Origin of the sequence: Fredinandcohnia onubensis, from assembly GCF_002734285.1 — a bacterium.
Taxonomy (GTDB): domain Bacteria; phylum Bacillota; class Bacilli; order Bacillales; family Bacillaceae_L; genus Ferdinandcohnia; species Ferdinandcohnia onubensis_A.
In genome coordinates this window covers 47,813-73,689 of sequence record NZ_NSEA01000003.1, presented here as the reverse complement: position 1 = coordinate 73,689, position 25,877 = coordinate 47,813, and the positions used below count along the sequence as shown (strand labels likewise).

Below are 25,877 nucleotides of genomic sequence, written 5' to 3'. Positions count from 1 at the left end.
AGGACCTTTGCGAAATGTTTCGCAAAGGTCTTTTTTATACGACCGCCTTTTCGTAGGCATCCTGAAATTTTTGAATATCGCCAGCTCCCATAAAAATTAATACACTATTCTCATGTTTTTTAAGGATAGAAGTATTGTCTTCTGTAATTAATTCAGAACCTGGAATTTTCCCTTGTAGATCACCAATGGAAAGCTCACCTTTATTTTCACGGGCCGAACCGAAAATATCACATAGATAAACTTGATCCGCTTTTACTAAGCTTGCTGCAAAGTCATCCAAAAACGTCTGTGTTCTTGTAAATGTATGTGGTTGGAAAATCGCCACAATTTCACGATCAGGATATTTTTGCCTTGCAGCTTCAATTGTTGCATTAATCTCTGTTGGGTGATGAGCATAATCATCAATTAATATTTGATTTCCGACTCGTTTCTCAGAGAACCTACGCTTTACACCACCGAAGCTCAACAAACGCTCTTGAATAATGGACACATCAATATTCTCATAATGACATAGTGCAATTACACCTAAAGCATTTAATACATTATGATTTCCGTATCCAGTGATGGAAAAGCTTGCAAAAAAAGTATTTCTTACGAAAACATCAAAGGTGGACCCTTCTGTGCTTTTCTTGATATTACGAGCTTGAAAATCATTTTCTTCTCCAATTCCATAAAACACAACAGGAACCTTCGCTTGGATACTTTGCAGGTATTCATCATCCCCACAAGCAATAATTCCCTTCTTAACTTGCATGGCCATTTCTTGAAAGGCATTGAATACATCCTCAATATTTGCAAAATAATCTGGATGGTCAAAATCAATATTCGTCATTATCGCATAATCAGGATGATAGCTTAAGAAATGACGTCTGTATTCGCATGCTTCAAAAACAAAGTTTTTATTATTCTCTACTCCCTTACCACTTCCATCCCCAATCAGGTAGGAAGTTGGTTCTGCTCCTTGCAACACATGTGCAAGTAAGCCTGTTGTAGATGTTTTTCCATGGGAGCCTGTTACGGCAACGCTCGTATACTTTTTCATAAATTCACCTAGGAATCGGTGGTAGCGAATAACAGGTAACCCCATTTCGACCGCTTTAACTATTTCTTCATGAGTATCAGGGAAGGCATTCCCGGCAATAACCGTCAGACCTTCATGAATATTTTCCTTGTCAAAAGGTAATATCTTTATTCCTCTTTGCTCCAAAGGCTTTTGTGTGAAATAAAATTTTTCATGGTCAGACCCTTGAACTTCATAATTCATGTCATGAAGTATCTGTGCCAATGAACTCATGCCAGTACCTTTGATTCCAACGAAGTGGTAAACTGTCATATAAAGAACCTCCAACAATGTCTATCTGTAAGACAGTATATGAAATTCATCTAATTTTGATAATTGTACCCATGATTTTGAGATAGGTGCTATTAAGTAAAATCGAATTTTATGTATATACAATCATCTCACATTTTTTCATTATAGCACTAATCAATGATGAAGACCATTACGAAAAAATAACTAGAAATCAACAAGAAGTTTGAAGTATGTCCTACGAAACCACAACATAAGTGGGATGAGTTATCCTTATTATGAACGTAGGACATTAGAATTAACCTGTTGTAGCACTGATTTTTCTTTGTGATAATAAGTAATTCATTTGATTCTTTTTACCTATAAACGAAAAAGGGCGATAACAATAGTTATCAGCCCTCATATAACTCAGCTAAATCCTCTTCAGTTATCAAAACTTCACGTGGTTTACTACCACGAGATTCAGAGATAATTCCTTGCTCTTCCATCATATCAATTAGACGCGCTGCACGATTATATCCAATTCTAAAACGTCTTTGGACACTAGAGGTAGACGCTCCCCCATGTTCAAGAACGAATTCACATGCCTCAAAAAAGAGCTCATCCTCTTCATTTGTGATTGAAGCTTTCTTTAGGAGCTCGTCCTGTTCAAACATATAGCTTGGCTTCATTTCTGATTTTACAAAATTCACAACTTCCTCGATTTCATCGTCTGTAACAAAATTGCCTTGAACACGAAATGGTTTTGAAGAACCATTCTCTAGGAAAAGCATATCTCCTCTTCCAAGCAGCTTCTCTGCTCCACTTGAGTCAATAATCGTTCTTGAATCAACCTGTGAGGAAACAGAAAACGCGATACGGGTTGGAATATTCGCTTTGATTAGTCCTGTGATTACATCAACTGATGGGCGTTGTGTTGCAAGAATTAAATGGATTCCACAGGCCCTTGCTTTTTGGGCAATTCGGCAGATTGAATCCTCTACATCTCCAGGCGCTACCATCATTAAATCAGCAAGCTCATCAATGATAATCACGAGATAAGGTAATTTCCCACTTTTCTCGTCATGTTTTTTCACCATTTCATTATATCTGCCAATATCACGAACACCGGTATGGGCAAATAATTCATATCTTCTTTCCATTTCTTCTACTGCCCACTTTAAGGAAGCTGTTGCCGCCTTTACATCTGTAATTACCGGACTTACAAGATGTGGAATATGGTTATAAGGTGCCAATTCTACCATTTTGGGATCAATCAGTAGTAACTTCACTTCATCCGGTGATGCCTTATAAAGCAAACTGACAAGCATTGCGTTAATACATACACTTTTACCCGAACCCGTCGCACCTGCGATAAGTCCATGCGGCATCTTTTGTAAATCCGTTACAATTGGCTTTCCAGAGATATCAAGACCCATTGCGACAGCTAATGGTGATTGATTTGTTTCGAATTCAGGACTTTGTATGATTTCCTTTAATAGTACAGGCTTGCTTTTTCTATTTGGTACTTCAATACCAATTGTATTTTTTCCAGGAATTGGTGCTTCGATCCGAATATCCTTGGCAGCCAAACTTAATTTAATATCATCTGATAGATTGGTAATTTTATTTACTTTCACTCCTGGCTCTGGGTGTACCTCAAATCTAGTAACAGCAGGGCCCTGAGTTACATTCACCACTTTTGCACGCACTTTAAAATTTCTTAGAGTTTGGTCTAAAATATTTTGCTGGTCAAGTAGCCATTGACTGTCATCAGCTTGTTCGGCAGGAGGCGCATTTAAGAAAGATAGACCTGGGAAAGTATAGCCAGATTGTTGAACTTCATCTTCCTGATGTGTTTGTAGTTCTTGCTGCATTGTTTGTTCTTGCTCCACTGGCTGTTCACTTTGTCTTGTTTGTTCCTGCTCAACTGGTTGTTCATTTTGGATTGGTACTTCCTGTTGTCTTTTTTGTTCAATTGGTTCAACAGGAGTTACTTGTGTTACTTTTTCTGGTTGACGCTGTGACAATTTCTGTTTGTCCTTTTTAAACATTAATACATTAAACGGTATATTCGATCGTCTCGGCTCTGTTCTGGTATGTTCACTTTTCTCTATCTGTTCAACCTGTGTTTCAGTATTCTCTATAGAAGTTTCAGTTGCCTCCGCTTTAAGATCTTCTTGCACTTCTATATTTTCAATCTGATCAACTGGTTCTTCTGTCACAATTTCTTCAGTATGTATCATCATTTCTTGTTCAACTAGATTTGTTTCCTCAGACGCATTTAACTCCTCCTCCACAACTACTTGTATTGGAGTTTCCTCTTTAATAGACTCTTCACTTTGTGGCTCAATAGCAGCCGGTATTTCCTCAGTTACCTCTTCTTCTCTTAGTAATTGATTCGCAAAGTTTGCCACCTTTTGCTCGGTATCTTCTAATGTAGTTGAAACTGTATACTGTTTTGGTTCAACTTGTTCCGTTAGTATGATTGTTGAAGCAACCTCTTCTTGTGCTTCTTTCCATGCCCTAGCAATCGATTCTGTATCTGCAATAGGCGTTGAAGGAAGTTCATACTCTACTATTCCTTGAGCTGTTTCCTGAGCTATTTCCTGAGGCTTTGGTTTACCTAGACCAAATACCGGGGATGGTGTCTCGGAAGGTTGAAAGGGTTGTTTCTCTTGTAACTTTACAACGGTTTTAGGAGTTGAATTCCTAGTTGGTTGTGAGGTTCTTGTTTGTTGAGTTTGCTGAACTTTTTGTGCTTGCTGCGTTTTTGGTTTTTGCTGTGCTCGTTGAGTTTGCTGTGTTCGCTGAGTTTGCTTGGTTTGTACCTTTTCCTTTTTCATTCTTGTTTTGTCTTGATCGGGTATGACAGGAAATCGAAAATTTCCCTTTGGGTATTCATAAGTCACTCTTGCCTCAACAGGTTTGTTTTGTCTGATTTGAGTCGTTTTTATTTCAATTGGATCATCATCGTCCGTCTGTAAAAAATGTAGTAATCTTTTTATCCAATTCACAACTATCACTCTTCCATTTCAATTCTATTCTTTATTGTAACAAAAAAGCCGCTAGTTTTCCTAGCGACTTTTGGTAGAGTATGTTTTATTTTCTTGGGCGATTTTTCCCAAGTATAAAGATGGGCTCAAGTTTACCGTCCTCATAAATAAATGATAGAGCCGTAATGGGAACACGTCCACTTGCAAAGAAACTCATTGTCATTTGAGCAAGGATATCATATCCCGTATCATTTTGAACATCAACTATTATCAGTACATCCTGATGTGGGACAGCTACAGCCATTGTTCCTTTAATTTGTTGGCTCATTTTTTGTAAAAAGGCATCATTCAAGATACGACTAGCATCATATCCATCGTTTTTATTTATAAAATAAAAGGTATTGCCTGCAACTTTGTCAGTCTTGTATGAAACGTCTAGGGAACGTAGATTAAACCTTGCTATTTCACGGATTCGTTCAAACTTCCAATTTTCTTTTTCAAGAAGTTTTTTATCGACCAAACGGTACGTTGTTCCTAAATCAAGTGCATAATAGATTCTTGTTTCTGCAGTATGGTCATCGTAAATAAGTTCTTCTCCCTCATTCGATTCAGTTGGGAAGGAGGTTGAACGAATAACAGGATAAATGTTCTTTTCTTTACCCTCAAGTTCCAATTCACTATTCATAAAAGTCAAAGATTCTTCAATATAATAAATGACTTCATCAAGACTTCCGGGACCTTCTTCTTGATATTTCGCGACTATTCCAGGTAGTGTGACAGTCATTCCTTTCTTCGTTTCCTTGTCTTCGATACGTAAGGTATCTTTCTCTCGATCAAAAGAAAATTGCCAATTATGATGAGATAGCTTATCTTGGATTATTTTCTTTACCTTTTTTGAATCCATTTTCCTATTATGTTTTTGGTCCATAAAATCAATCTCCTCTCTACGTGATCTTAAGAGAGACCATTAATGAATTGTTCGATTTCTTCTTTCGTTTTACGGTCCTTACTTACAAAACGGCCCGTTTCCTTTCCGTCCTTGTAAGCCACAAAGCTTGGTATACCAAAAACGTTCAGAGTCGCACATAAATCAATAAATTCGTCACGGTCTACATAGTAAAATGTATAGTCAGGATAAGAACTCTCTATTTCAGGCAAAAATGGATCAATAAAACGGCAGTCTGGACACCAATCTGCTGAAAACATTAGAATGTTCTTTCCGCTTTTGATTAATTCTTGATATTGGTCTATCGTTTCAAGTTTTTTCATGGGCTTTACCTCCAATTTCCGTATGAACTAATTATCATATATTCTTTACCTAAAAACAAATAAAAGCCCCTACCAGTGTAGGGGGCTAAATTTCAATATTTCACGGAAGATACGATTTGCATCATCTCGGTTGCACTTTCAGAAATGTCGCTTACCTTCGTTTCTGTTGTCATTTTTATTCCGCCAATTCCCACAGTCACAAGGTAAAGCTTGTCCTCTATTTCAAAAGCTTTAACATAGCCAAATCGTTCTTTATCTGTATAGGTTTTGTCAATTGCAAATTCCTTCGAATCAACTGAGTTATATAATACATCACTTGTACGCTCTTCATTTGGATTAACAAATAAAATAAAAGTTTGGTTTCCATTTTGAAGGATTACATTATTTTCATCTTTCTCATCTATCTCCATAGTAGATGGCAGATAAAAGGAAACATCGCCGTTTTCACTATTCGTCTTTTCAGGTTGAGCTTTAAACACATCTTCGACCGCTGCAACCGTTTCCTTAGATTCATCTTCAATCGATGCACAACCTGCCAAAAGTCCTACAAGCGATAGAAAAATAAAAACAAGGACTTTCCCTAGTTTCATATTCTCTCACCCCTTAAAAAGGTAGCTATTCTCATTTTCTATAATAAACCTATTAAATTATTAGTTGCAAGAGCAATCTACATATTTTAATCAATAAGAAATAAGTACCATTTATTTGTTACAATTATGAATTAAATGAATTAACTCTTTTTCTATACGCATACTGGCCAACGAGAAGTTTTACGACATGCGTGAACATATCTTTTCGACTCACATACTGGTTCGTGAAAATACCGATTGCACCCTCAGCCTTGCGAATATCCTTTTGTTTTGTGAAATCCTCCATCACATCACCAAGTTCGATTCCCATTTTTAATTCTCTAGCAATTTCACTTGGTAGGAGGATTCTTGCTCCACCTGCAATTATCGGGTCATTATCGTTATCAACAATTGCACCCCAATTACATAAAAACATTCCAAACTCGGTTTCAACAACCCCACCCTCTAAGCCAATTCCAAGGTCTGCGCCTTCCTTTTCCAGAGCAGACTTCGCGCGATTAATTGCACCTTGAATGGTCTCCTCATCTGAAAAAGGTTGGGCTGACACACCAGAAGATACGGATGTTGGATGAAAGTTCGCTTCAATGCCAGCAAATCCTTGTATAATCGCATCCACTTTTGCGGGATTTTTCGTACCAATTGCAATTTGTATCATTTTATTACCACCTCTTTATCAAAACGAATGCTCGGCATGAGCCGAGCACATTACATTTGCTAACTTAATTTTTACCCATTTTGACGAATGGAATCCACTGTTGTGCGATCAGAATTCTTTACAAGTTTAACAAGTAATTCTTTTGCAGCAGCATAGTCATCCACATGAATAATTGATGCATGTGTATGGATATAACGAGAACAAATCCCGATAACTGCTGATGGCACACCTTCATTTGAAAGATGAACTTGGCCAGCATCTGTTCCACCTTGAGAAACAAAATATTGGTATTTAATATTATTGGATTCTGCTGTATCTAAAATAAATTCACGCATACCACGATGTGTAACCATCGTACGGTCAAATATTCGAAGTAAAGCACCATGTCCAAGTTTACCAAATGCACTCTTATCTCCAGACATATCATTAGCTGGACTTGCATCTAGGGCATAGAAAATATCAGGTTTAATCATTGTAGCCGACGTTCTTGCACCTCTTAAACCTACTTCTTCTTGGACAGTAGCACCAGAATAAAGTGTATTTGGTAACTGGGTTCCCTGCAATTCCTTTAATAGCTCGATGGAAAGTCCACAGCCATAGCGGTTATCCCATGCTTTGGCTAAAACTTTCTTTTCGTTTGCCATTGGTGTAAATGGACAAATCGGAACTACCTGCTGACCAGGCTTGATTCCCAAGCGGATTGCATCTTCACGATCATCAGCACCAATATCAATTAACATATTTTTAATATCCATTGGCTTTTTGCGTTGGCTCTCTTCCAGTAAATGTGGAGGGATTGATCCAATAACCCCGATTACAGGACCATTATCAGTAATTATCTGTACACGTTGCGCTAGAAGAACTTGGCTCCACCAGCCACCTAAGGTCTGGAAACGAAGCATCCCATTATCCGTGATCGAAGTGATCATGAATCCAACTTCGTCCATATGTCCAGCAACCATGACAGTTGGTCCATTAGCATCACCACGGCGTACTCCAAAAATACTACCTAATCCATCTTGTACAACCTCATCTGAGTATTTTTCAAGCTGTGAACGCATAAACTTTCTTACCTGGTGTTCATTCCCTGAAGCTCCAGGAAGCTCTGTTAACGTTTTAAAAAGCTCAAGTGTATCCTGTTTCAATGTCATTCTCCTTCCAGTAAATAAGAGTCGTAACAAGTAGCAAAAATTTGATTCTATTATGTACATTATTTAGTATATCGAAATTGTTTTTTCGTTACCATAGCGAACATGGAGATTTTGATAAAAAGAAGTTATACTTATCACAAGGATTAAGTCGTTTAGGAGGGATAAAATGAGCTGGAATAAGTTTTTTCTTGGTTTTGGTGTTGGATTTGCAAGTGCACTTCTTGTTAAAGAAGCATTAAGTGATTCAACGATTCCCGGTGACAAAGCCTTAAAACTAGCCAAAGAAGCTTTCAAAAAGAATGGCCCAATTGATGGGTCTTGGATTCAAATGAATCCAGAGGACTTCACAAAATCAGGCATTCACTATCAAGTATACAAAGGTGGCATCTCTCGGAAATTAAATCAAGAAAGCCACCAATACGAATTCGTAATGGATGCAAAAACAGGTTCCATATTAGAGGTTAACCCATTGTAAGGCAGATTAGCTTATAAGATTTTATACTTATAAGCTAATTTTTTTATTCTCGAATTCTTTTTAATGAATCAATCATTTGTCCAGATTGATTCCATTTAATTGCTCGATATAAAGCATCATGATAAAAAATATACCATGCTTCTTTTGCAAGTCCTTTACCCATCCATTTTTGTTTTTGCTCAATCGATTTCATAGGGTAATCATCATAAGCCAACACCCACAAAACATTTTGATGAGCATGTGTCGGCATGATATCGGCCATATGTATTGCCTGTTCATTTTGGCTTTCTAACAAAATAATAGAATGACCATCACTATGTCCGCCTGTATGTATCATCTTAATTCCAGGGACAACCTCAAGTTTGTCAGTAAACGTATTTACTTGATGTTCGATTGCTTCCCAATTATCTTTCCAGTATGTCGCTTTTGAGCGGATATTCGGATTGCGCATTTCTTGCCATTCCACATCTGATGCATAGATGACAGCGTTCTCAAAAGTAGCTACTAATTTTTCATTTTCCCATTTCGTAAGACCACACGCATGATCAAAATGAAGATGAGTCATAAGGACGATATCAATATCGCTCGTTGTTAGTCCAAGTTCTGCTAAAGACTTATCAATGGAAGATTCCTCAAGGACCCCAAAATTTCGTTTCAGCTTATCAGTAAGTTTCCCATTACCAATTCCTGATTCAATTAGTATATTTTTTGAACCTGCTCTTACAAGGATTGGATCTGTTCGCAGTTCAATTTGATTCTTTTCATTATGTGGATATCTTTTTGACCATAACGGTTTAGGTACAACTCCAAACATTGCGCCACCATCTAAATGTGTAACACCGCCATTTAACCAAGTAAGTGTAATATCACCAATTACAAGCTGTTCCATTCTTTCCCCACCCTTCACTAACGGTTATCCTCATTTTACCATTATTAAGAAAATTTATAAATCATCTTTCCGTATAGTTAACCAACATAAAAAAACCCATAAACCATTGTTTATGGGAAGTGTTACGATTACTTATGTTGATATCGAACCTCTGAACGATAGATCGGATGTCCCATTTCGGAAAATTTTTCTTCATACTCCGTCATGATATTATCTTCAAAATCTGATTTATGAAGGTCAAGACTTACAAATGTTAAAAGCAGTCCGTATTCAGAAAAGCTTCTTAACGAATATTCGAATAAGCCACGATTATCGGTTTTAAAATGAATTTCACCTTTGTCAACAAGGATATCCTCATACATTTGTAAAAACGTTTTGTAGGTTAAGCGACGTTTTTCATGACGTGTCTTTGGCCATGGATCACTAAAATTGAGATAAACGCGGTCAACTTCTCCTTTTTCAAAAAAGTCCCTAAGTTTATCTGCATTTTGATTCAATAATTTAAGATTGGGTATCTCTGCCTCAATCACACGGTCTAAAGCTGCGACTATGACACTTTCATATAATTCAATCCCAATATAGTTGATATTAGGATGAGCTTTTGCCATCTCTGTAACAAATCTGCCTTTACCTGTACCTACTTCTATATGAATCGGATTATCATTTCCAAAAACTTGATTCCAGTTCCCTTTATGTTCAACTGGATTCTCGATTACGTACTGTGGGTATGAAGCTAATCTTTCCTTCGCCCACGGTTTATTGCGCAAACGCATGATTGCCACCTCATTTAAGTTGTATCGCACAAAAGAATAACATGTCCAAAGCATTCGTGCAAGGCTTTGTTAGACGATTTTATGCCAAAAAACAACGTAAACCCACCGATTGGTGAGTTTCGTGTTTACTTCGTATAAAAATGGTCATTTCATGGAAATGTAGTATAGAGACAACATCAAAAAGGAAGTGTTCTAAAATGCCTCTAGATCATACACATCAAATGGATATTTTAAAGGATATATTATCAAATCATCAAATGGATTGCTGTGGTACAGTATCTGAATGCGAACAATTAGGAAGACTGATTCAATCCCTTCTGGCAAACCCAAATATTGACCAGAGTGTGAAACAGGTTTTAACAGACGTCTATTCCTATAGTCAACAAGGCCAATATACCCAGCATCTAGATAACCATATTGAATCACATCAAAATCAAATTAATCAATGGATTTCAGATATTGACCAATACTCATAATAAATGCTCCAAATATTGCAGCCAATGAAGGATTTCCTTCTCCTTCTTTTTTACCTGGTACCAACCTAAAAGATGCAAAGATTGTGCAACCACATACCATTTCATACGCAGAAGCAGATTATCTGTTAATTCCATTCCGTAGAGACTGATCCAATTTGGCCAGTCTTCTTTTTTTATATACCAATGTAAAAGCATACCAATATCAACTGCAGGATCTGCAATCATCGCTCCATCCCAGTCAATTAAGTAGAGCTCATTGCTATCTGATAATAACCAATTGTTATGATTGACATCAGAATGACAAACGACATTATGATCATGGTCCATATTCACAAGTTCTTGCTCTAAAAATGTGATGGCCTTGTTTACAATTTCAAACTTTAATAAGTCTGGATGCAATTTTCGTAATACATCGTCCAATACATCCTTGGCTTCTATAGGCTTTTTACCTATACGTCTTAGCATTTCTAATAGCTCATTGGACTGATGAATCTTTTTAAGTAATCCCGCCACATTTTCACCGTTCATCTCAGCAGGTTTCAATTCTCTGCCGCTGAGCCATTGCTGTGCTGTGACAACATCGCCATTCTCGAGACGCTTCGTCCAAATTAACTTCGGAACAATCCCTTCTGCAGAAAGAACCGCAAGAAACGGGGATGAATTTCGTTTAAGAAATATTTTTTTATCATTTAATTGGGCAAAATACGCGTCTCCCGTTGCACCACCCGCTGGGGAGTATTCCCACTCGTTGCCTAATACGTATGTAAGCCAGTTTATCTCCAATTTCAACACAACATTTCCTAATAAATATAAAATAAAAAAGACAGCTATTGAACAAATCATATAACAATAGCTATCTTACTAAATTTTAGCGTTGAATTACAATTAAAGTCAAGATAAAGAAACTTTTTCGCTATAAAAAATAGCAAAAATAACACAGGCAAATAGTACCAAAAAGGCTTATTTGACCAAAAAGGGTATTTTTCGATGCTGAACTTCAACCTGAACAGGAGTTTGGCCAATGAATTCGCCATCCGCATGAACAAACATTTTCTCATCTGATTCAATACGAATAGTTACACCTTTATGCTGCGCAATTTCCTTAAACTTGGTATGAGCTCCGAAGAAAACTGTCGCAAATACAAATAGAAGTTTGATTCTTGAAAGATGATGAACAACCGTAATATCAAAGAAACCATCTGTTGTCTTTGCCTGTGGTGCTATTTTCATTCCTCCTCCATAAAAAGGTTGATTTGAAACGGTCACAAACCAAACATCTTCATAATGGAAGTCTTTCCCGTCAATGTTTACTGTAACGTTCGTAAGGTGATAGGTAAAAAGGAGGCGGATCAGTGCACCGACGTATGCTAATGAGCCGAGATGTACCTTATTTAAGTATTTCTTCATTGTCGATTCATTTGTTCGCTTCGCAACTGCAGCGTCAAAACCTGTGCCTAAGCTACTCACAAAATAGGAACTCTTAGTTTTCCCTTGAAGCTTGCATTTTCCGATATCAAACAATTTTCCTTTACCTGATTTATTGCGAATAATGAAGGTGAGTGCATCTAATGGAGATTTTGGCACCTTAAAACCTCTTGAAAAGTCATTTCCAGAGCCAGCTGGGATATACCCTACCTTAATCTCGGGATAATACACCATGCCATTTACGACTTCATTAATGGTTCCATCCCCCCCAACAGCAATGACAGCCTCCACCTTATCTTCAAACATTGAACCGATTTGTCGCGCCAATTCACCGGCATGATTTGGGTATTTTGTGAAGAAAGAACGATAGTGGATTTTTTTCTGTTCTAAATCATGTTTAAGCTGGTTCCAGACTTTTAGTCCCTTACCGTTCCCAGCCTGTTTATTTACAATAAAAATCAAAAGTTTCATAGTTTATCCTCAAAAGAATATGACATTCATGACTTAATAGTATTTTATATTTATAGAGATGACAATGAAAAAAGGGTGCATTCTTTTGCACCCTAATCCATTCTGCGCACACAAACAGTATGACAGTATTGTAGTAACGCATTGCCTGCTTTTAATTGCATATGTTTTAATGGAGAACTCATCTTTCGCAACCCGGTGAACCACTCTTCATACTTTCTTTTTTCCACTAAATCCACATCAAATGGGGCAAGCGGAAAATCAATATAGCCTGTACGATTCAATATCACTTTCCGAATTGGTAGCTCGATATCATATAAAGAATAAATCGTACGAACGATACCATCCATCCGATCCAGTTCAATCATCGGTGATAACACTTTTTTATCATGCTTTCCTTTTCGTTCAATCCAAAACCTATCATTTGTGCCTATAAACACACTATTTTCTTCCCCTTCAAGAATTGTAATTAACCAAGTTGTCGTCGGGCTAATCATGATAATTTCCACTTCAACCGGTGCATTTTTCAACTTAAATATAGGTCTATATAATACAAGATATGTGTCTGGAAATCGCTGAAGAAAGTATTTTAAATTATGATCTTTGTAAAATTCCTTATCTATATATGATTTTTCCAGAATCGTGGAACTTGCCCACTTCATTTGAAAATCAAAGATATGATCAAGAAAATGTTGCTTCTCTAACGTTGACTGTTCCCATTGTTTTCTCTTTTGCCGGATAAACTGGCCGGGATACCGAAACATATCAATCTCATACCTAGATATATAATCCTGCAATTTTATTAATTGTCCCAACTTCTTTACACCTCATTATAGAAAAAAAGAAAACAATACTGGCAATATGATCGATGTATAGACCGCACTTAAAATCATCGCAATCGAGCTTATGGCCCCTTGATTTGTTCCTATTTCCAATGCCCTTGCTGTACCAATTCCATGTGATGCTGTTCCAAAACCTAAACCAACACCAACAAAGTGATTAACCTTAACCATTTTTAAAAGAAGTGGACCAAACATAGCACCCGAAATTCCCGCAAACATCACATAAACGGCCGCCAATGCAGGAATTCCTCCCGTCACACTTGCAATATCCATAGCAACCGGAGATGTCACTGATTTTGGAGCAAGAGAAAGGATAATATCTGAGTCGATTGCTAATACTTTTGAAAAATAAAGTCCTGTTATGATTCCTGTCGTTGAACCTACAAACACGCCAATGATAATCGGAATGAAAAATTCCTTTAACGATCTGCGATTTTGATACAAAGGATAGGCCAATGCCACCACTGCAGGCCCGAGTAACTCATCTATCCATTTCCCACCCAACATATAAGTTTCATAAGAGATTGAGAGGAATAACAAGATAATAAGAATCACAAACGTAGTTGTTGCAATTGGAACTAGTAACGGGTGGGTATATCGCTTATACAGTCTTGTCATCAAAAGAAAAATAATGATCGTACAAACGATAGAGCTAATCGCATATAGAGTGTTCATGCTCCAAAGCCCTCCCCGATACTCTTGCTTTGTTTCTGTTGTTTTCTAGCTGCTAATTTGTCACCAACTATACTTGAAGTAAGCATAACTAGAATTGTACTGAACAACACAATGGCAACCGTAATAAGGCCCTTCCCTTTGAAAAAGGAGAGGTAATCCATAATCCCAACAGTTGCTGGCACAAAGAGCAGTGCCAAATACGCAAGTAAAAATTGTGCCCCTTCTCCTAGCCATTTTTCTTTAATGATGTTTGTTTGTAACAAGATAAATAACAAAATCATCCCAATAATACTACCTGGAATTGATGTGTGTAAAAGGCCTTGTATCAATGTTCCTACCCAATAAATCATATATAAAATGGCGATTTGAAAACAAATCTTAACAAATCTCATGAAAAATTCCCCTTTTTTAGCTCAATGAAAATATCGATAACGGCTGATACTTCGGCGTTCGATTCAAGTGAGTTTGATATAGCACAAAATGCTCTGCTTTAAATAGTGATTGGTCTTCTTTTGGTTGTACGACTTCATATAAGTCATTTGTAGAAAATGGATTTTCAGATTTCCATTTTCTAGCCATTGTAATATGTGGAGTAAACTTTCGCTTATCAAGGGAAAAGCCCAAGTCCGTGCACACCTGATAGATATCTTTTTGAAGAGCTCTTAAAGGTTCGCTTTCTTCTACTCCAGCCCATAAGATACGAGGAGAATCTGATTTACCAAACGTTCCTAGCCCATTTAGTCGAAGATTAAAGTGTGGATGCTGCTTAGCGATTTCCGGCATTTCTTTTTTGATGGAAGTCAATTGTTTAAACGATGCCTGCCCCCCTAAAAAAGCAAGCGTAATGTGTAAATCCTCAGGATGAACCCATGACTTAAACGGAAGGCGTGGTTCAAGCATTTCGCGCCATTTAAACAAGAGCTCTTTCGTCTCTGGAGGAAGTGCAAGTGCAAGAAAGTAGTGAGTTTGATGCTCCATTTTAAAGCCCCTTTTTTAGCATAATTTATTTTATCCCGCATTAACGGGCAGTAAGACCCCAAGTTTCACTTTATCATTTTAGCAAACTTACGTATAAAGGGAAACTAGGGCCGATTCTATCGGCGTTAGCACTTAATCCCAATTTAAAAGCCCGCCAACAGGGCGGGCTTCTCGGCATCTTATTTCGCTAACTCATAAATCGCTTGAGCATAAATTGCAGTTGCCTTAACTAAGTCCTCTACTAAAATACATTCATCTTTTTGGTGGGCAACATCTGGACGACCTGGGAACAATGGTCCGAATGCCACACCCGCTTCTAATGACCTTGCATATGTTCCTCCACCAATTGAAACCAAAGTGGCCTCTTCACCAGTTTGTTCCTCATAGACTTTTTGAAGAGTTTGAATTAATGGATGATTCTTGTCAACATGGTGTGGTGAAGAATTACTGTACTTCGTAAGCTCAAATCCGACCTTCTCACATACTTCCTCAAGTTTCTTCTTCGTTCCGTCCATATCATTTGTTACAGGGTAACGTAAATTTAATCCGAGTCTTCCACCGTTCACTGAAGAATAGGAAAGCTTTCCAACATTAATGGTTAGATCACCTGTGATGTCATCACTATAAGCAACACCTAGACTTCTTCCTCTTGAATCACCAACGAAATATTCATTTATGAATTTTACATATTGCGTAGCTTGTTCATCTAATGAATATCCTTGTAAAAAGGTTGCCAAATATAAGCCCGCATTTTTCCCATGGTCTGGCTCCATCCCGTGAGCAGACACACCTTCAAGCTGAAAAATGACGGTATCTTCATCACAAATGCCACGACCTTCTAATGTGTTTTTATGTAAAAATTCTTGAAAATCATTCACCATTTCTTGAAGATTTGCTTTCCCTTCAAGCTTAGCCTCTGCAAAATCAGGAACCATGTTGTAGCGTCGCCCTGAACTGAATGACTCTAAGCGAAGCTCACCACCAGAAGCTTGACCCGGTTTTTGAACCAAATCAAAATCGGCGATTCCTTTTTCAGCATAAATAATCGGGAAGTCCGCATCTGGTGCAAAGCCCATTGTCGGCATTTCTTCGTGCTTAAAATAATGGTCGACACAGCGCCAATCACTTTCTTCATCCGTTCCAATGATCATTCGGACACGCTTAGAAAGTGGCAAATCTAATTCCTTTACTATTTTCATCGCGTAATATGCAGCCATTGTTGGACCTTTATCATCAAGTGAGCCCCTTGCAATTATTTTTCCGTCATGAATTTCTGCCCCAAACGGATCACTAGACCATCCATCCCCTTCTGGTACAACATCGATATGGCATAAGATACCAACCAAATCATTTCCAGAACCCATTTCGAGATGTCCTGCGTAGCCATCAAGGTTTTTAGCACTAAAGCCTTCCGCACTGCCTTTGTCTAATAAATAGTGTAATGCCTCATCAATTCCCGCTCCAAACGGTGCAGTTGGTGTTCCATTTTCTTCATCAAGGACACTTTTTATTCTCAAAAAATCTTGCGTATCTTTAATCATTTGGTCTTTACGTTTTGTTACTTCTTCAAGCCAGTTAATCTGTTCCATCCTAATTCTCCTTACACTATGATCAAAATTAGTATTAATCCTACAATTGATATTACAGGAAGCGATATTAAATTCACAATATAGTGTTCCGCCTGTATCCGAATAATATCATCTTTTCTAACATTGACGATAAAATGATTGGACAGGATCCGCTTATATACAATCTTTATCCACATCCTTACGATTATAATATAACCAAAAAAGATTATACATTTGATCCAAATAGGAGGTATCACAAACAAGGCTGCCGTCGTGATACTTGAGATTTGTAAACATTGAAACAAATAGGTTTTGTTCCTAAAAAATGCTTTTATAAATAATTCTTGTAAGCTTTTATTTCGATTACGTTTTTTATAAATTCTTTTTGAGTTCCGATAAAAATATGGGCTTCGCTTCTTTTGATTTGGTGTTTTTTCTACATATTCGGAAAAAACAAAGATACTCCTAACATACTTCAGCTTCAGCATTTTCTCTAGCTCAACATCCTTAGAGAAGGTTGTAAGCTTGTCTATTCTTTTAGAAGAAGTCTTCCAGAATAAGAACCATTGAATAAGGCCAATCATTACCAATAGTAAAGCAAACTGTTCAACTGCCCAAGCTACAATTACAGATGTGATAGCACCTAATACAATGAATAAGGAAACTGTAATAAAGCCTTTTTTCCATGGTGAAACGATATCGTCCAGGTTTTGCTTCCATCCGAGAATAAGGGCTTTTAGGCTGATAAAATAAAAGGTAACACTAAGAATTTCTAACCAAGATAGGTTGTAATAATTGAATAAGAAGGGCGCTAGTATTCCTACAAGAATGAATACTTCTATACTATAGCCAAGGACAAATAGATTACGTGTCGATTTTTTCAAAACTACTACAAGGTAGCGCTTTTGAAGTAAAAATAATTGGTCTGCTTCCTCCAAAAATGTCCGAATACGTCCTTCCCAGCAAAAAAAATAGAGCAAAATAAATATTAAGGAAAGTGGGAAACCAGTAATCCAGTTTGGAATATCAGACCACCAAAAATAATAATGGTAGACCCCTATTGCAATTGCAGGAATGAATAAATACAGGAAAATGGTCCAGTCTACTACACTTTTAAATACACCCCATTGATACCCAATTTCCTTACGAAGTCGAGTACTAAATAAACTTTTATTCATTCGATGTTTCACCTTGTACAATTTGGTTAAAGCACTGTAAAAGTGCAGCCTCAGGAAGGTTGGCTTCTGTACGAATGTTTTCAAGATTCCCCTCAGCCTTAAGCCTGCCACTCGCTACCAATAGGAAACGATCACATACCTTTTCTGCAGTATCTAATACATGTGTACTCATCAGAATTCCTGCACCACGTTTTTTCTCATCATCAATTAGTGTTAAAAAATCCTGCATAGCCATTGGATCTAAACCGACAAACGGTTCATCGATTATATAAATATCCGGTTTTATAAGAAAGGCAGTTATGAGCATTACCTTCTGCTGCATCCCTTTTGAAAAAGTACTTGGAAGCTTATGTATCACTTTTTCCATATGGAATAGATTAACTAGTTTCATCGCCCTTTTATTAAACTGTGAGTCTTCAATCTCCATCACACCCGCCGCAAGATCGAGATGTTCCCATAATGTCAATTCATCATAAAAAACCGGACGTTCTGGAATATAAGCATATGTATGGTTATTGATAAAATCAATCTTGCTATTTGTGTTTTCTAATAATCCGAGAATTGTTTTTATCGTTGTACTTTTACCTGCACCATTAGGTCCAATAAGCCCAACGATTTCGCCGCGGTTGATTGAAAAAGAAAGATCCTCTACAATCTTATTATTTTCTTCATAGCCAGAATCCTGTATCGAGACTTCCAATAATATCTGTTCCATTCACAACCCCTCCACCATTATGTACGAAAATCCTTAAAAAAAGTTTCCTTACTTTGGACGACCTTTACCAAACTGTAATTAAAATGTAAAAAACAGAATAGTAGAAATAATTTATGATAATAATAGAAGTAAAATGTAAATTCTTGAAAACTTTTGTGGAAATAGTCATACTATTCAGTTACAACTATATATATATAGCAAACGCACCTGTAAAGAGAAGAGGTGATAAAAGGACATATATATAAGATTGTTTGTTTAAAATATGAATACGTAATACCAATTGATATTTTTGAAAAGTGATTTAATTAATAGGAAGACTGAGGCATGTCTGGCATGTACAAAAATGATAAGGAGTGGTTTTTTGAAGCCTTCAACAAACCGTATGTTAACTCGTATCAAATCAGTCTACATGTTTATTAACGAAAAAGGGACTGTAACAACACAGGAGCTTGTGGATGAATTTGGAATAACATCAAGAACCATTCAGCGTGATTTGAATGTGTTAGCATATAATGATTTGGTTCGCAGCCCTAGCCGAGGAAAATGGACAATCACAAAAAAGAAAGTCAAAATATCTTAGCAACCAATTATAAGGGGCGCTTGAAGAAGGTAGCAAATAACTTCACACTAGAAAGCCTATCCATACAGATACATACATAGAAACTATATTTGCAATGATAAAGGGCTGTCTTAATGACAGCCCTTGTTAATGTTTCGTATAGTTTTTTAATTGCAATACCTCATCATCTGTTAACTCACGATATTCTCCTAACTCGAGAGACTCATCTAGTGGTAACGGCCCCATTTTAACCCTTTTCAAATAGATGACTCGCTTCCCTACCGACTCAAACATTCGCTTTACTTGATGGAACTTTCCTTCTTCAATGATTACTTCGATTTCAGAGCGCAATCCACTGCTAATGATTTTTAGTTCTGCTGGCATTGTTTCATATCCATCATCAAGCGTAACCCCGTTTCGAAATGCCTCCACATCCACTTGAGTTACTTCACCTTCAATAATGGCAATATAGGTTTTGGGCACATGTTTTTTTGGTGAAAGCAATTGATGTGCAAGCTGACCGTCATTAGTTAACAGCAATAAACCTTCTGTATCCTTATCCAAACGTCCGACTGGAAAAGGATTGTAGACACTATCTTCCATTTCTAATAAATCAAGAACAGTGTCATGAAGATGATCCTCAGTTGCCGATATAACACCCTGAGGTTTATTTAGCATTAAATAAATGAATTCCTTGTATTCGATTATTTCACCATGAACGGTGACTGAATCTGATTCTACATTTACATGCTTACTAGAATCTTTGATAGCTACGCCATTTATTTGAACAGCTCCTGATTTTAATAGGCTTTTAACTTCTTTCCTACTTCCAAATCCTCGATTGGCAAGTAATTTATCAATTCGCAATTCAAATACCTCCTTTTTACTCCGCGAATACCCATTCTTTATTAGAATGGGCGTTTTATTCATTGCACAAACGCCCTTCATACATACACTGTTATTGTATTTTTATAAAGAAAAAGGAGCGATACCACTATGTATTATTATGATTATCGTCAACAACCTCAGGGCTTCTTCCCAGGAATGCCTGGATTTCCAGGTGGAGGCGGAAACGTAGATCGTCGTCTCGACCGTCTTGAGCGCCAAGTCCAAAGATTAGAAAATCAGATCGACCGTTTAGACCGCCGTATCGACCGCATTGAGCGTCGTCTAGGCATTGGGACTTTCCAAGGCTAACACTTTGTAAGATCCTTCTAACCCGAAAAAGTTGTTCCTCTCACACAAATCGAATAGATATATTCGAAAAAAAGGCTGTCACTTACTGAACAGCCTTTTTTCTATCTCTAGATAAAAATGCAAATCGATTACCAAGAAGGACCTCCAATAGTCGTGAACGATAAGCTAAAAATAGGTAAACAGCAGCACCAACTACAACCCCAACTAAGAGCACGAAGACTGACTGCACCCTTCCATTTTCAAAACCAACAACAAAAGATAATAACCATCCGATTAAAAATATAGCCAATGCCATAACAGTTGCGAAAATAGCCATTAATAACGACCTTCTTGCAAACATTGAGTATTTATATCCTGCATGTCTTGCAATCATCCAGAAACAATATAAAATGGCCACCGTGTATCCTAAGGCAGTAGCAAGAATTGAACCAATCTCACCAAACCAGGAGATAAACGGACTATTGAAACTAATTTTGAGAATTAGCCCCATAAACAAACTTACGACTGCAAACTTTTGCTTATTAATTCCTTGTAGAATAGCAGCTGAAATCGAATAGAAAGAAAATAGAATCGCGACAGGTGCATACCATCTTAGAATTCGACCACCAGCTTCACTCATTTCAAAAAATGCATTAAAGGCTGGATAGGCTAATACTGATAAACCTACAACGGCTGGTAATACTAACAGCACACAAATTTGAAAGGTCTTATCAATTTGACTTCTAAGTAAACTAAAGTCCCCTGATGTAAACGACTTTGTAATCGTTGGTACAAGCGTTAGACTAAATGCAGTCGCTAAAGACACAGGAATCATAACCAATTTTGGAACCATGAAGGTGACATATGAAAATAATCCTTCAGATATATCTTTATCGACTCCGTTGCTCATCATTGTTTTGTTAAACGTAAGTTGGTCAACATATTGATAAAGCGGAATCGCAAGTCCTACAATGACAAAAGGTCCCGCATAGGAAAACAGCTCCCTAAACATCTCCTTTGTTGTCATATCTGTTTGTGGTTTACTTTTCGCGAGCATTTCCTCTAAGTATGGTTTTCGCTTAAACCAATACCATAGGAGTACTGCCAATCCACCAAGCGCCCCAATAAAGGCACCAAATGTAGCTAAGCCAACAGCAAATACTCTCTCTCCATCGATTATCTTCATTACAATAAAAGTTGCTGCAAGTACAAAGGAAATTCGGACGATCTGTTCCACAACCTGTGAAACAGCAGTTGGTCCCATTGATTGGTGACCTTGGAAGAATCCTCGTTGAATACTCATAATCGGAACCACAAGTAAAGCAAAACTTACCATTCGTATCACGAATGTAACATCTTCAACCGTATTTCCTGCATCTCCCCCACCAAGAACAATTGGTGCAAGAATCGGTGCAATTAAGTTAAGGATTGTAAAACCAACTAAACCTGTAAGCCCCATTACGATTAGCCCAGATTTATACATCCTCATCCCAGTATGATAATCGCCTAATGAATTATATTTAGATACAAATTTAGAAACAGCAGCTGGAATTCCCGCTGTTGATATAAATAAAAATATTGTATATTGTGCATAACCATACGAATAAAGGGCAGATCCTAGGCTTCCAACTAAATAAACGAAAGGAAACACATAGATCATCCCTAGTACTCGAGAAATATATGTAGCAAGGGTTAAAACAAACGTCCCACGCAATAGTTTCGAATCTGACATATAAAATCCCCAATCTTTATATTTGAAGACTAACCAAATAATTTTATCATACTTACAAAAATTATTAACCTAAAATAATTTGTCTGTTTGTTAACTTATTGGCTTCTTAAGCTTTGTCATGTATAGTTTAGACTTGTTAGTTTTTAATTTCAAACTTATTCTATGTTTCAACAATATAGCAATCCCATGATATGATGTAATAAGGAAAGTATGGGAGTGTGTAAAGCCATGAAAGATATTATTTTGTTTGATGGCGTTTGTACGTTTTGCAACAGCAGTGTCCAATTTATCCTTAAAAGAGATTCGAAACAACGATATCTTTTTGCATCCCTTCAAAGTGAAGTGGGAAAAGACCTGTTGAGAAAACATGGTATTCCCGAAAACATAAATAGTTTTATATTAATTGAAGATGAGCATTATTTTACAAAATCAAGTGCTGCACTTAGGGTCTGTCGAAATCTCAAAGGGCCATATCGTTTCCTTTCGATTTTTAGATTTGTGCCAGCACCGATCAGGGATATATTTTATCATGTTATTGCCAATAATCGTTATAAATGGTTTGGAAAACAGGAAAGCTGTATGCTTCCTTCTCCAGAGGACCGCCAACGATTCTTAGATTGAAGTTAAGGAGTGTTCTATTTGCAGTATGATGTAATTGTAATTGGAGGGGGACCTTCTGGCTTAATGGCTGCGATTGCTGCTGGAGAGCAAGGAGCAAAGGTTCTTCTTTTAGATAAAGGGAACAAGCTAGGGAGAAAGCTTGCCATTTCAGGTGGAGGACGTTGCAATGTCACAAACCGACTTCCCATAGAAGAAATCATCAAGCATATCCCAGGTAACGGTAGATTTTTATATAGCGCGTTCTCTGTATTTAATAATGAAGATATTATCGCGTTTTTTGAAAAGTTAGGGATACAACTAAAAGAGGAAGACCATGGCAGGATGTTTCCAACGACAAATAAAGCCCAGTCTGTTGTCGATGCCCTATTAAATCAACTTGAGTCTTTACACGTTCATATCCAAACAGATACACCTGTTGCTAAGCTCGAGTATAGAGATGGTCGGGTCGCAGGTGTACACTTAAAAAACGGTGAATACCTAGAAGCCAGTTGTGTAGTTGTCGCTGTCGGTGGTAAATCTGTACCACAAACAGGTTCGACTGGGGACGGATATGCATGGGCAAAGGCTGCCGGTCATACGATCACAGACCTATTCCCTACCGAGGTTCCGGTAACATCTAGCGAAGATTTTATTAAGAATAAATCCATACAAGGACTAGCATTACGAGATGTTGCTGTTAGTGTCCTGAACCCTAAAGGTAAGACGGTAATTACCCATCAGATGGACATGTTGTTTACTCATTTCGGAATCTCGGGACCGGCTGTTTTACGATGTAGCCAGTTTGTTGTAAAGACGATGAAGAAGTTTAAAGTAGATGATGTAGTCATTAGTATTGATGCGCTTCCTACAATGAACGAAGAGCAAATTTTTCAGCAAATATTGAAACTAATGAAAGAAGAGCCTAAGAAGGCATTAAAAAATATCTTAAAAGGATTTTTACCAGAAAGATATTTACTCTTTTTATTAGAAAGAAATGAGATCGACCCTCAGGTTACATTTGCAAACTTGCCTCATGATCGGATTCGTGCATTTGCTAAGGATTGTAAACAATTCCAATTCACAGTAAATGGCACCTTACCAATTGAGAAAGCATTTGTAACTGGTGGTGGTGTTTCAATCAAAGAGATTCATCCAAAGGAAATGGAGTCAAAGCTCATGAAGGGACTCTTTTTCTGTGGAGAAATTCTTGATATACACGGATATACGGGTGGCTACAATATAACATCAGCCCTTGTGACGGGAAGATTAGCAGGCGAAAACGCAGGGAAACAAGCATCAGCCATTCGAAATTAAAGCAGAGCCTAACTCACTCTAGTTATTGTGGGTTAGGCTCTATATATGACCATCGCAGAAAAACAAAAGATTTGGTCATCCTCTTGATCGCAAGAAACGCCGACCTGGAATTTAATATCAATAATATCTCCTTCGCCAATTTGTTCTAAAAAGCGGTTCATCTTATGTTCAAGGTCCTCTTCATGTTCTTCATCAAAAACCTTCACCTTCAAAGCCATAAACTCCACCTCCAACACTAGTATTGACAGAGTTTTAGACTTATAAGCTTACAAATTAAGATTTTTTCATTCTTTTACGGAATATGAATCCTATAACGAGTAAAATGACACTGATGGCAAGATACAAAAACAGATTCGAATTTCCTAGTTCATCTTGTAAATCCACTTGTTCGGTGGGGGCTTTCCCTTGGCCAAGAATCGCTAAATCTTCCCCTGCTTCAGATAATAATGCTGTCCTCTCGCATAATCCTGTTTCTAAATTATCGATTTCCCCATAGGCATAGACAATATATTCTTTATCTAATTCAAATTCATACCCACAACTTGCACTAGATCTTGCAGCGCTTACAATAACTTGAGAGGTCTCAACACCTTTCCAACTTTCATTGACTTCAAATAATACCTGAATTGGATCGGCACTGGATTGAATATAAGAACGTTTATTTTCATCCTCCATTTTAATGACCTTTCCAGAAAATACGGCCGTTTTTCTATTTAACTCATCCTCTACAGATTCAGGATAGGCACATGAACATGCAGATGCTTGACGTGGGAATAAACCAATAAAAAGCAGGAAAAGTAACACTAAAACAATTATCCCTTTTATATATTTCATTTCGTAACCCCCTTTTAGGTATAGTCGAAAAAAGGAATGCAAGGGTTGCATATAACTTTAAGTTTTAGATTAGTTCATATCCTTTCTTGCAAACAGTCCTGTAAATAAAAAGCAGGTAATGAAAGCAACTAGGGTTACGGTGATGGCCATTACGAGTCCGATGAATGCCATAAAGGTATCGTCTCCTGGAAATTGTGGTTTAAGGGTGACAATCATATAAGTGAAAACAAGTGTCAGGATTAAATAAAAGCTACTGCCTAGAAATCCTCTTAGTAAACGTCCCTTTTTATCACCTTTCCAGGCATTTAAAAGTATAATCCATGCAACCAGACTTACTAGAACAGCTCCCACCATAATGAATAAATGGATGTAAGGGATCATCAGGAAGCTCAGTCCATAGAGTATTAATAGAGTAGAGCCAAATAAAATTGCATTCAAAACAAATAGAAATAATCCACTAAGCCATGGATTTTGGAACCAATTATAGCTTGATAGTTTTTTTACTATGCGATTATTGGTACCTATGTAATTCACAAGTTTGTTTTGATAAATTCCTAAAACAACGACTAATAAGATACCGAGCAATAAAACAAGTGTCATTTCTTCCCCTCCAAATGTTATTATTTTAATAATAAACATATTTTTATTGTTTTTCAATAAATTATTACCGTTATTTACTATCTTATTATTGTTTTAGCAAAATAAAAACGTGAATCCTATATGAATTCACGTTAAATACTTATTTGAAATTAATTTTTATAACTTTTTATCAGGAATACAGGTAACCATGCCTTTTAACGCTTCGTTTCTCCTGTCCAATTCATCATTCCACCGACCATGTTTCGGACTTTATAGCCTTGGTCATCGAGATATGCACAGACATTGAAGCTTCTACCACCAGAGCGGCAAATAATGATGTATTCCGTATCTTTATCAAAAAACCCTAGGTTTTCCGGAATTTCTCCCATTTTAATATGCTTTGCTCCAGGGATCATTCCCTCTGCTACTTCTTCATCTTCACGAACATCAACAAGCTCTAGTTTCTCCCCTGCTTCAAGCTTTTGTTTAAGTTCTTCGGTTGTTATTTCTTCAATCATTAGGTCCCATCCTTTCACTTTCTATCTCGACCATTATAGCAAACCGAAAATACGGATTACAATTTTCCAAAACTTAAGTTTTCCATATTCTTGAAAACTAGAATTTCTTTTTAAAAAAGAGTATGCTATAACTAGCTTAAAATCAAGGGGGAAA

30 protein-coding genes are annotated in these 25,877 nt (G+C 37.1%); 6 read left to right on the top strand and 24 right to left on the bottom strand.

What is annotated here, in order from left to right:
- Window positions 1-34: 34 nt before the first annotated feature.
- The 7 genes from murC to CKJ95_RS03145 all read right to left on the bottom strand — a co-directional run bounded on the left by murC (window position 35) and on the right by CKJ95_RS03145 (window position 7,949).
- Window positions 35-1,333, bottom strand: a complete 1,299-nt coding sequence (murC, locus tag CKJ95_RS03175) for a UDP-N-acetylmuramate--L-alanine ligase (RefSeq protein ID WP_099351953.1) — start codon at window positions 1,331-1,333, stop codon at window positions 35-37.
- 368 nt (window positions 1,334-1,701) lie between these two features.
- A complete protein-coding gene (locus CKJ95_RS03170; protein WP_099351952.1) occupies window positions 1,702-4,305 on the bottom strand; it encodes a DNA translocase FtsK in 2,604 nt (867 codons plus the stop codon).
- Between the two features lie 85 nt (window positions 4,306-4,390).
- Window positions 4,391-5,188, bottom strand: a complete 798-nt coding sequence (locus CKJ95_RS03165; RefSeq protein WP_099352306.1) for a DUF1444 domain-containing protein — start codon at window positions 5,186-5,188, stop codon at window positions 4,391-4,393.
- Between the two features lie 50 nt (window positions 5,189-5,238).
- Window positions 5,239-5,553 carry a thioredoxin family protein gene (locus CKJ95_RS03160; protein ID WP_099351951.1) on the bottom strand — a complete coding sequence of 105 codons (315 nt, stop codon included), beginning with the start codon at window positions 5,551-5,553 and terminating at the stop codon, window positions 5,239-5,241.
- 92 nt (window positions 5,554-5,645) lie between these two features.
- The gene (locus tag CKJ95_RS03155; RefSeq protein WP_099351950.1) at window positions 5,646-6,143 is read right to left on the bottom strand and encodes a hypothetical protein; all 498 of its coding nucleotides are present in this window, start codon (window positions 6,141-6,143) and stop codon (window positions 5,646-5,648) included.
- Window positions 6,144-6,267: 124 nt separating this feature from the next.
- On the bottom strand, window positions 6,268-6,798 hold the full coding sequence (locus tag CKJ95_RS03150) for a DUF84 family protein (RefSeq protein WP_180271395.1): 531 nt from the start codon (window positions 6,796-6,798) through the stop codon (window positions 6,268-6,270).
- 71 nt (window positions 6,799-6,869) lie between these two features.
- Window positions 6,870-7,949 carry a M42 family metallopeptidase gene (locus CKJ95_RS03145; RefSeq protein WP_218962737.1) on the bottom strand — a complete coding sequence of 360 codons (1,080 nt, stop codon included), beginning with the start codon at window positions 7,947-7,949 and terminating at the stop codon, window positions 6,870-6,872.
- Window positions 7,950-8,115: 166 nt separating this feature from the next.
- Here CKJ95_RS03145 and CKJ95_RS03140 point away from each other — a divergent pair, with 166 nt between their 5' ends.
- Window positions 8,116-8,424, top strand: a complete 309-nt coding sequence (locus tag CKJ95_RS03140) for a PepSY domain-containing protein (protein WP_099351948.1) — start codon at window positions 8,116-8,118, stop codon at window positions 8,422-8,424.
- Between the two features lie 43 nt (window positions 8,425-8,467).
- On the opposite strand, the gene CKJ95_RS03135 is transcribed toward CKJ95_RS03140, so the two are convergent.
- A complete protein-coding gene (locus CKJ95_RS03135) occupies window positions 8,468-9,313 on the bottom strand; it encodes a YtnP family quorum-quenching lactonase (protein ID WP_099351947.1) in 846 nt (281 codons plus the stop codon).
- Between the two features lie 128 nt (window positions 9,314-9,441).
- Window positions 9,442-10,086, bottom strand: coding sequence for a tRNA (guanosine(46)-N7)-methyltransferase TrmB (gene trmB / locus CKJ95_RS03130; protein ID WP_099351946.1), 645 nt, complete (start codon window positions 10,084-10,086; stop codon window positions 9,442-9,444).
- Between the two features lie 197 nt (window positions 10,087-10,283).
- Between trmB and CKJ95_RS03125 the strand changes: the two genes are divergently transcribed.
- Complete coding sequence (locus CKJ95_RS03125) at window positions 10,284-10,562, top strand: YtzH-like family protein (RefSeq protein ID WP_099351945.1); 279 nt, start codon at window positions 10,284-10,286, stop codon at window positions 10,560-10,562.
- Here CKJ95_RS03125 and CKJ95_RS03120 read toward each other — a convergent pair.
- The 9 genes from CKJ95_RS03120 to CKJ95_RS03080 all read right to left on the bottom strand — a co-directional run bounded on the left by CKJ95_RS03120 (window position 10,557) and on the right by CKJ95_RS03080 (window position 18,411).
- Entirely contained in the window at window positions 10,557-11,345 is a 789-nt protein-coding gene (locus tag CKJ95_RS03120; protein WP_257215714.1) for a phosphotransferase family protein, read from the bottom strand. The two genes, CKJ95_RS03125 and CKJ95_RS03120, sit on opposite strands and share 6 nt — an antisense overlap.
- Window positions 11,346-11,522: 177 nt before the next feature.
- Complete coding sequence (locus tag CKJ95_RS03115; protein ID WP_099351943.1) at window positions 11,523-12,458, bottom strand: diacylglycerol/lipid kinase family protein; 936 nt, start codon at window positions 12,456-12,458, stop codon at window positions 11,523-11,525.
- Window positions 12,459-12,550: 92 nt separating this feature from the next.
- Window positions 12,551-13,270: a glucanohydrolase gene (locus CKJ95_RS03110; protein WP_099351942.1), complete on the bottom strand. Its 720-nt coding sequence runs from the start codon at window positions 13,268-13,270 to the stop codon at window positions 12,551-12,553.
- A 15-nt stretch (window positions 13,271-13,285) separates the two neighbouring features.
- Complete coding sequence (locus tag CKJ95_RS03105) at window positions 13,286-13,972, bottom strand: LrgB family protein (RefSeq protein ID WP_099351941.1); 687 nt, start codon at window positions 13,970-13,972, stop codon at window positions 13,286-13,288.
- Window positions 13,969-14,364, bottom strand: a complete 396-nt coding sequence (locus CKJ95_RS03100) for a CidA/LrgA family holin-like protein (RefSeq protein WP_099351940.1) — start codon at window positions 14,362-14,364, stop codon at window positions 13,969-13,971. The genes CKJ95_RS03105 and CKJ95_RS03100 overlap by 4 nt, the downstream gene beginning before the upstream one ends.
- Window positions 14,365-14,380: 16 nt before the next feature.
- Complete coding sequence (gene thpR / locus CKJ95_RS03095) at window positions 14,381-14,950, bottom strand: RNA 2',3'-cyclic phosphodiesterase (RefSeq protein ID WP_099351939.1); 570 nt, start codon at window positions 14,948-14,950, stop codon at window positions 14,381-14,383.
- A 179-nt stretch (window positions 14,951-15,129) separates the two neighbouring features.
- Complete coding sequence (gene pepV, locus CKJ95_RS03090; protein ID WP_099351938.1) at window positions 15,130-16,539, bottom strand: dipeptidase PepV; 1,410 nt, start codon at window positions 16,537-16,539, stop codon at window positions 15,130-15,132.
- Window positions 16,540-16,550: 11 nt separating this feature from the next.
- Window positions 16,551-17,696: an ABC transporter permease gene (locus CKJ95_RS03085; protein ID WP_099351937.1), complete on the bottom strand. Its 1,146-nt coding sequence runs from the start codon at window positions 17,694-17,696 to the stop codon at window positions 16,551-16,553.
- On the bottom strand, window positions 17,689-18,411 hold the full coding sequence (locus tag CKJ95_RS03080; RefSeq protein WP_099351936.1) for an ABC transporter ATP-binding protein: 723 nt from the start codon (window positions 18,409-18,411) through the stop codon (window positions 17,689-17,691). The genes CKJ95_RS03085 and CKJ95_RS03080 overlap by 8 nt, the downstream gene beginning before the upstream one ends.
- A gap of 361 nt (window positions 18,412-18,772) precedes the next feature.
- On the opposite strand from CKJ95_RS03080, the gene CKJ95_RS03075 reads away from it, so the two are divergent.
- Entirely contained in the window at window positions 18,773-18,991 is a 219-nt protein-coding gene (locus CKJ95_RS03075) for a DeoR family transcriptional regulator (RefSeq protein WP_010678476.1), read from the top strand.
- Between the two features lie 126 nt (window positions 18,992-19,117).
- Here CKJ95_RS03075 and CKJ95_RS03070 read toward each other — a convergent pair whose 3' ends face one another.
- On the bottom strand, window positions 19,118-19,837 hold the full coding sequence (locus CKJ95_RS03070) for a pseudouridine synthase (RefSeq protein ID WP_099351935.1): 720 nt from the start codon (window positions 19,835-19,837) through the stop codon (window positions 19,118-19,120).
- Window positions 19,838-20,014: 177 nt separating this feature from the next.
- On the opposite strand from CKJ95_RS03070, the gene CKJ95_RS03065 reads away from it, so the two are divergent.
- Entirely contained in the window at window positions 20,015-20,167 is a 153-nt protein-coding gene (locus tag CKJ95_RS03065; protein ID WP_306475349.1) for a hypothetical protein, read from the top strand.
- 82 nt (window positions 20,168-20,249) lie between these two features.
- Here CKJ95_RS03065 and CKJ95_RS03060 read toward each other — a convergent pair whose 3' ends face one another.
- On the bottom strand, window positions 20,250-21,878 hold the full coding sequence (locus tag CKJ95_RS03060) for a putative polysaccharide biosynthesis protein (protein ID WP_099351933.1): 1,629 nt from the start codon (window positions 21,876-21,878) through the stop codon (window positions 20,250-20,252).
- A gap of 228 nt (window positions 21,879-22,106) precedes the next feature.
- Between CKJ95_RS03060 and CKJ95_RS03055 the strand changes: the two genes are divergently transcribed.
- Entirely contained in the window at window positions 22,107-22,499 is a 393-nt protein-coding gene (locus CKJ95_RS03055; protein ID WP_099351932.1) for a thiol-disulfide oxidoreductase DCC family protein, read from the top strand.
- An 18-nt stretch (window positions 22,500-22,517) separates the two neighbouring features.
- Window positions 22,518-23,792, top strand: coding sequence for an NAD(P)/FAD-dependent oxidoreductase (locus tag CKJ95_RS03050; protein WP_099351931.1), 1,275 nt, complete (start codon window positions 22,518-22,520; stop codon window positions 23,790-23,792).
- Window positions 23,793-23,824: 32 nt separating this feature from the next.
- On the opposite strand, the gene CKJ95_RS03045 is transcribed toward CKJ95_RS03050, so the two are convergent.
- From CKJ95_RS03045 to CKJ95_RS03030, 4 genes are all read right to left on the bottom strand, one after another.
- Window positions 23,825-24,010, bottom strand: coding sequence for a sporulation protein Cse60 (locus CKJ95_RS03045; RefSeq protein ID WP_099351930.1), 186 nt, complete (start codon window positions 24,008-24,010; stop codon window positions 23,825-23,827).
- A 55-nt stretch (window positions 24,011-24,065) separates the two neighbouring features.
- Window positions 24,066-24,626, bottom strand: a complete 561-nt coding sequence (locus tag CKJ95_RS03040) for a hypothetical protein (RefSeq protein WP_099351929.1) — start codon at window positions 24,624-24,626, stop codon at window positions 24,066-24,068.
- 69 nt (window positions 24,627-24,695) lie between these two features.
- Window positions 24,696-25,226: a hypothetical protein gene (locus CKJ95_RS03035; protein ID WP_099351928.1), complete on the bottom strand. Its 531-nt coding sequence runs from the start codon at window positions 25,224-25,226 to the stop codon at window positions 24,696-24,698.
- A gap of 194 nt (window positions 25,227-25,420) precedes the next feature.
- Window positions 25,421-25,723, bottom strand: a complete 303-nt coding sequence (locus CKJ95_RS03030) for a rhodanese-like domain-containing protein (RefSeq protein ID WP_099351927.1) — start codon at window positions 25,721-25,723, stop codon at window positions 25,421-25,423.
- Window positions 25,724-25,877 lie beyond the last annotated feature (154 nt).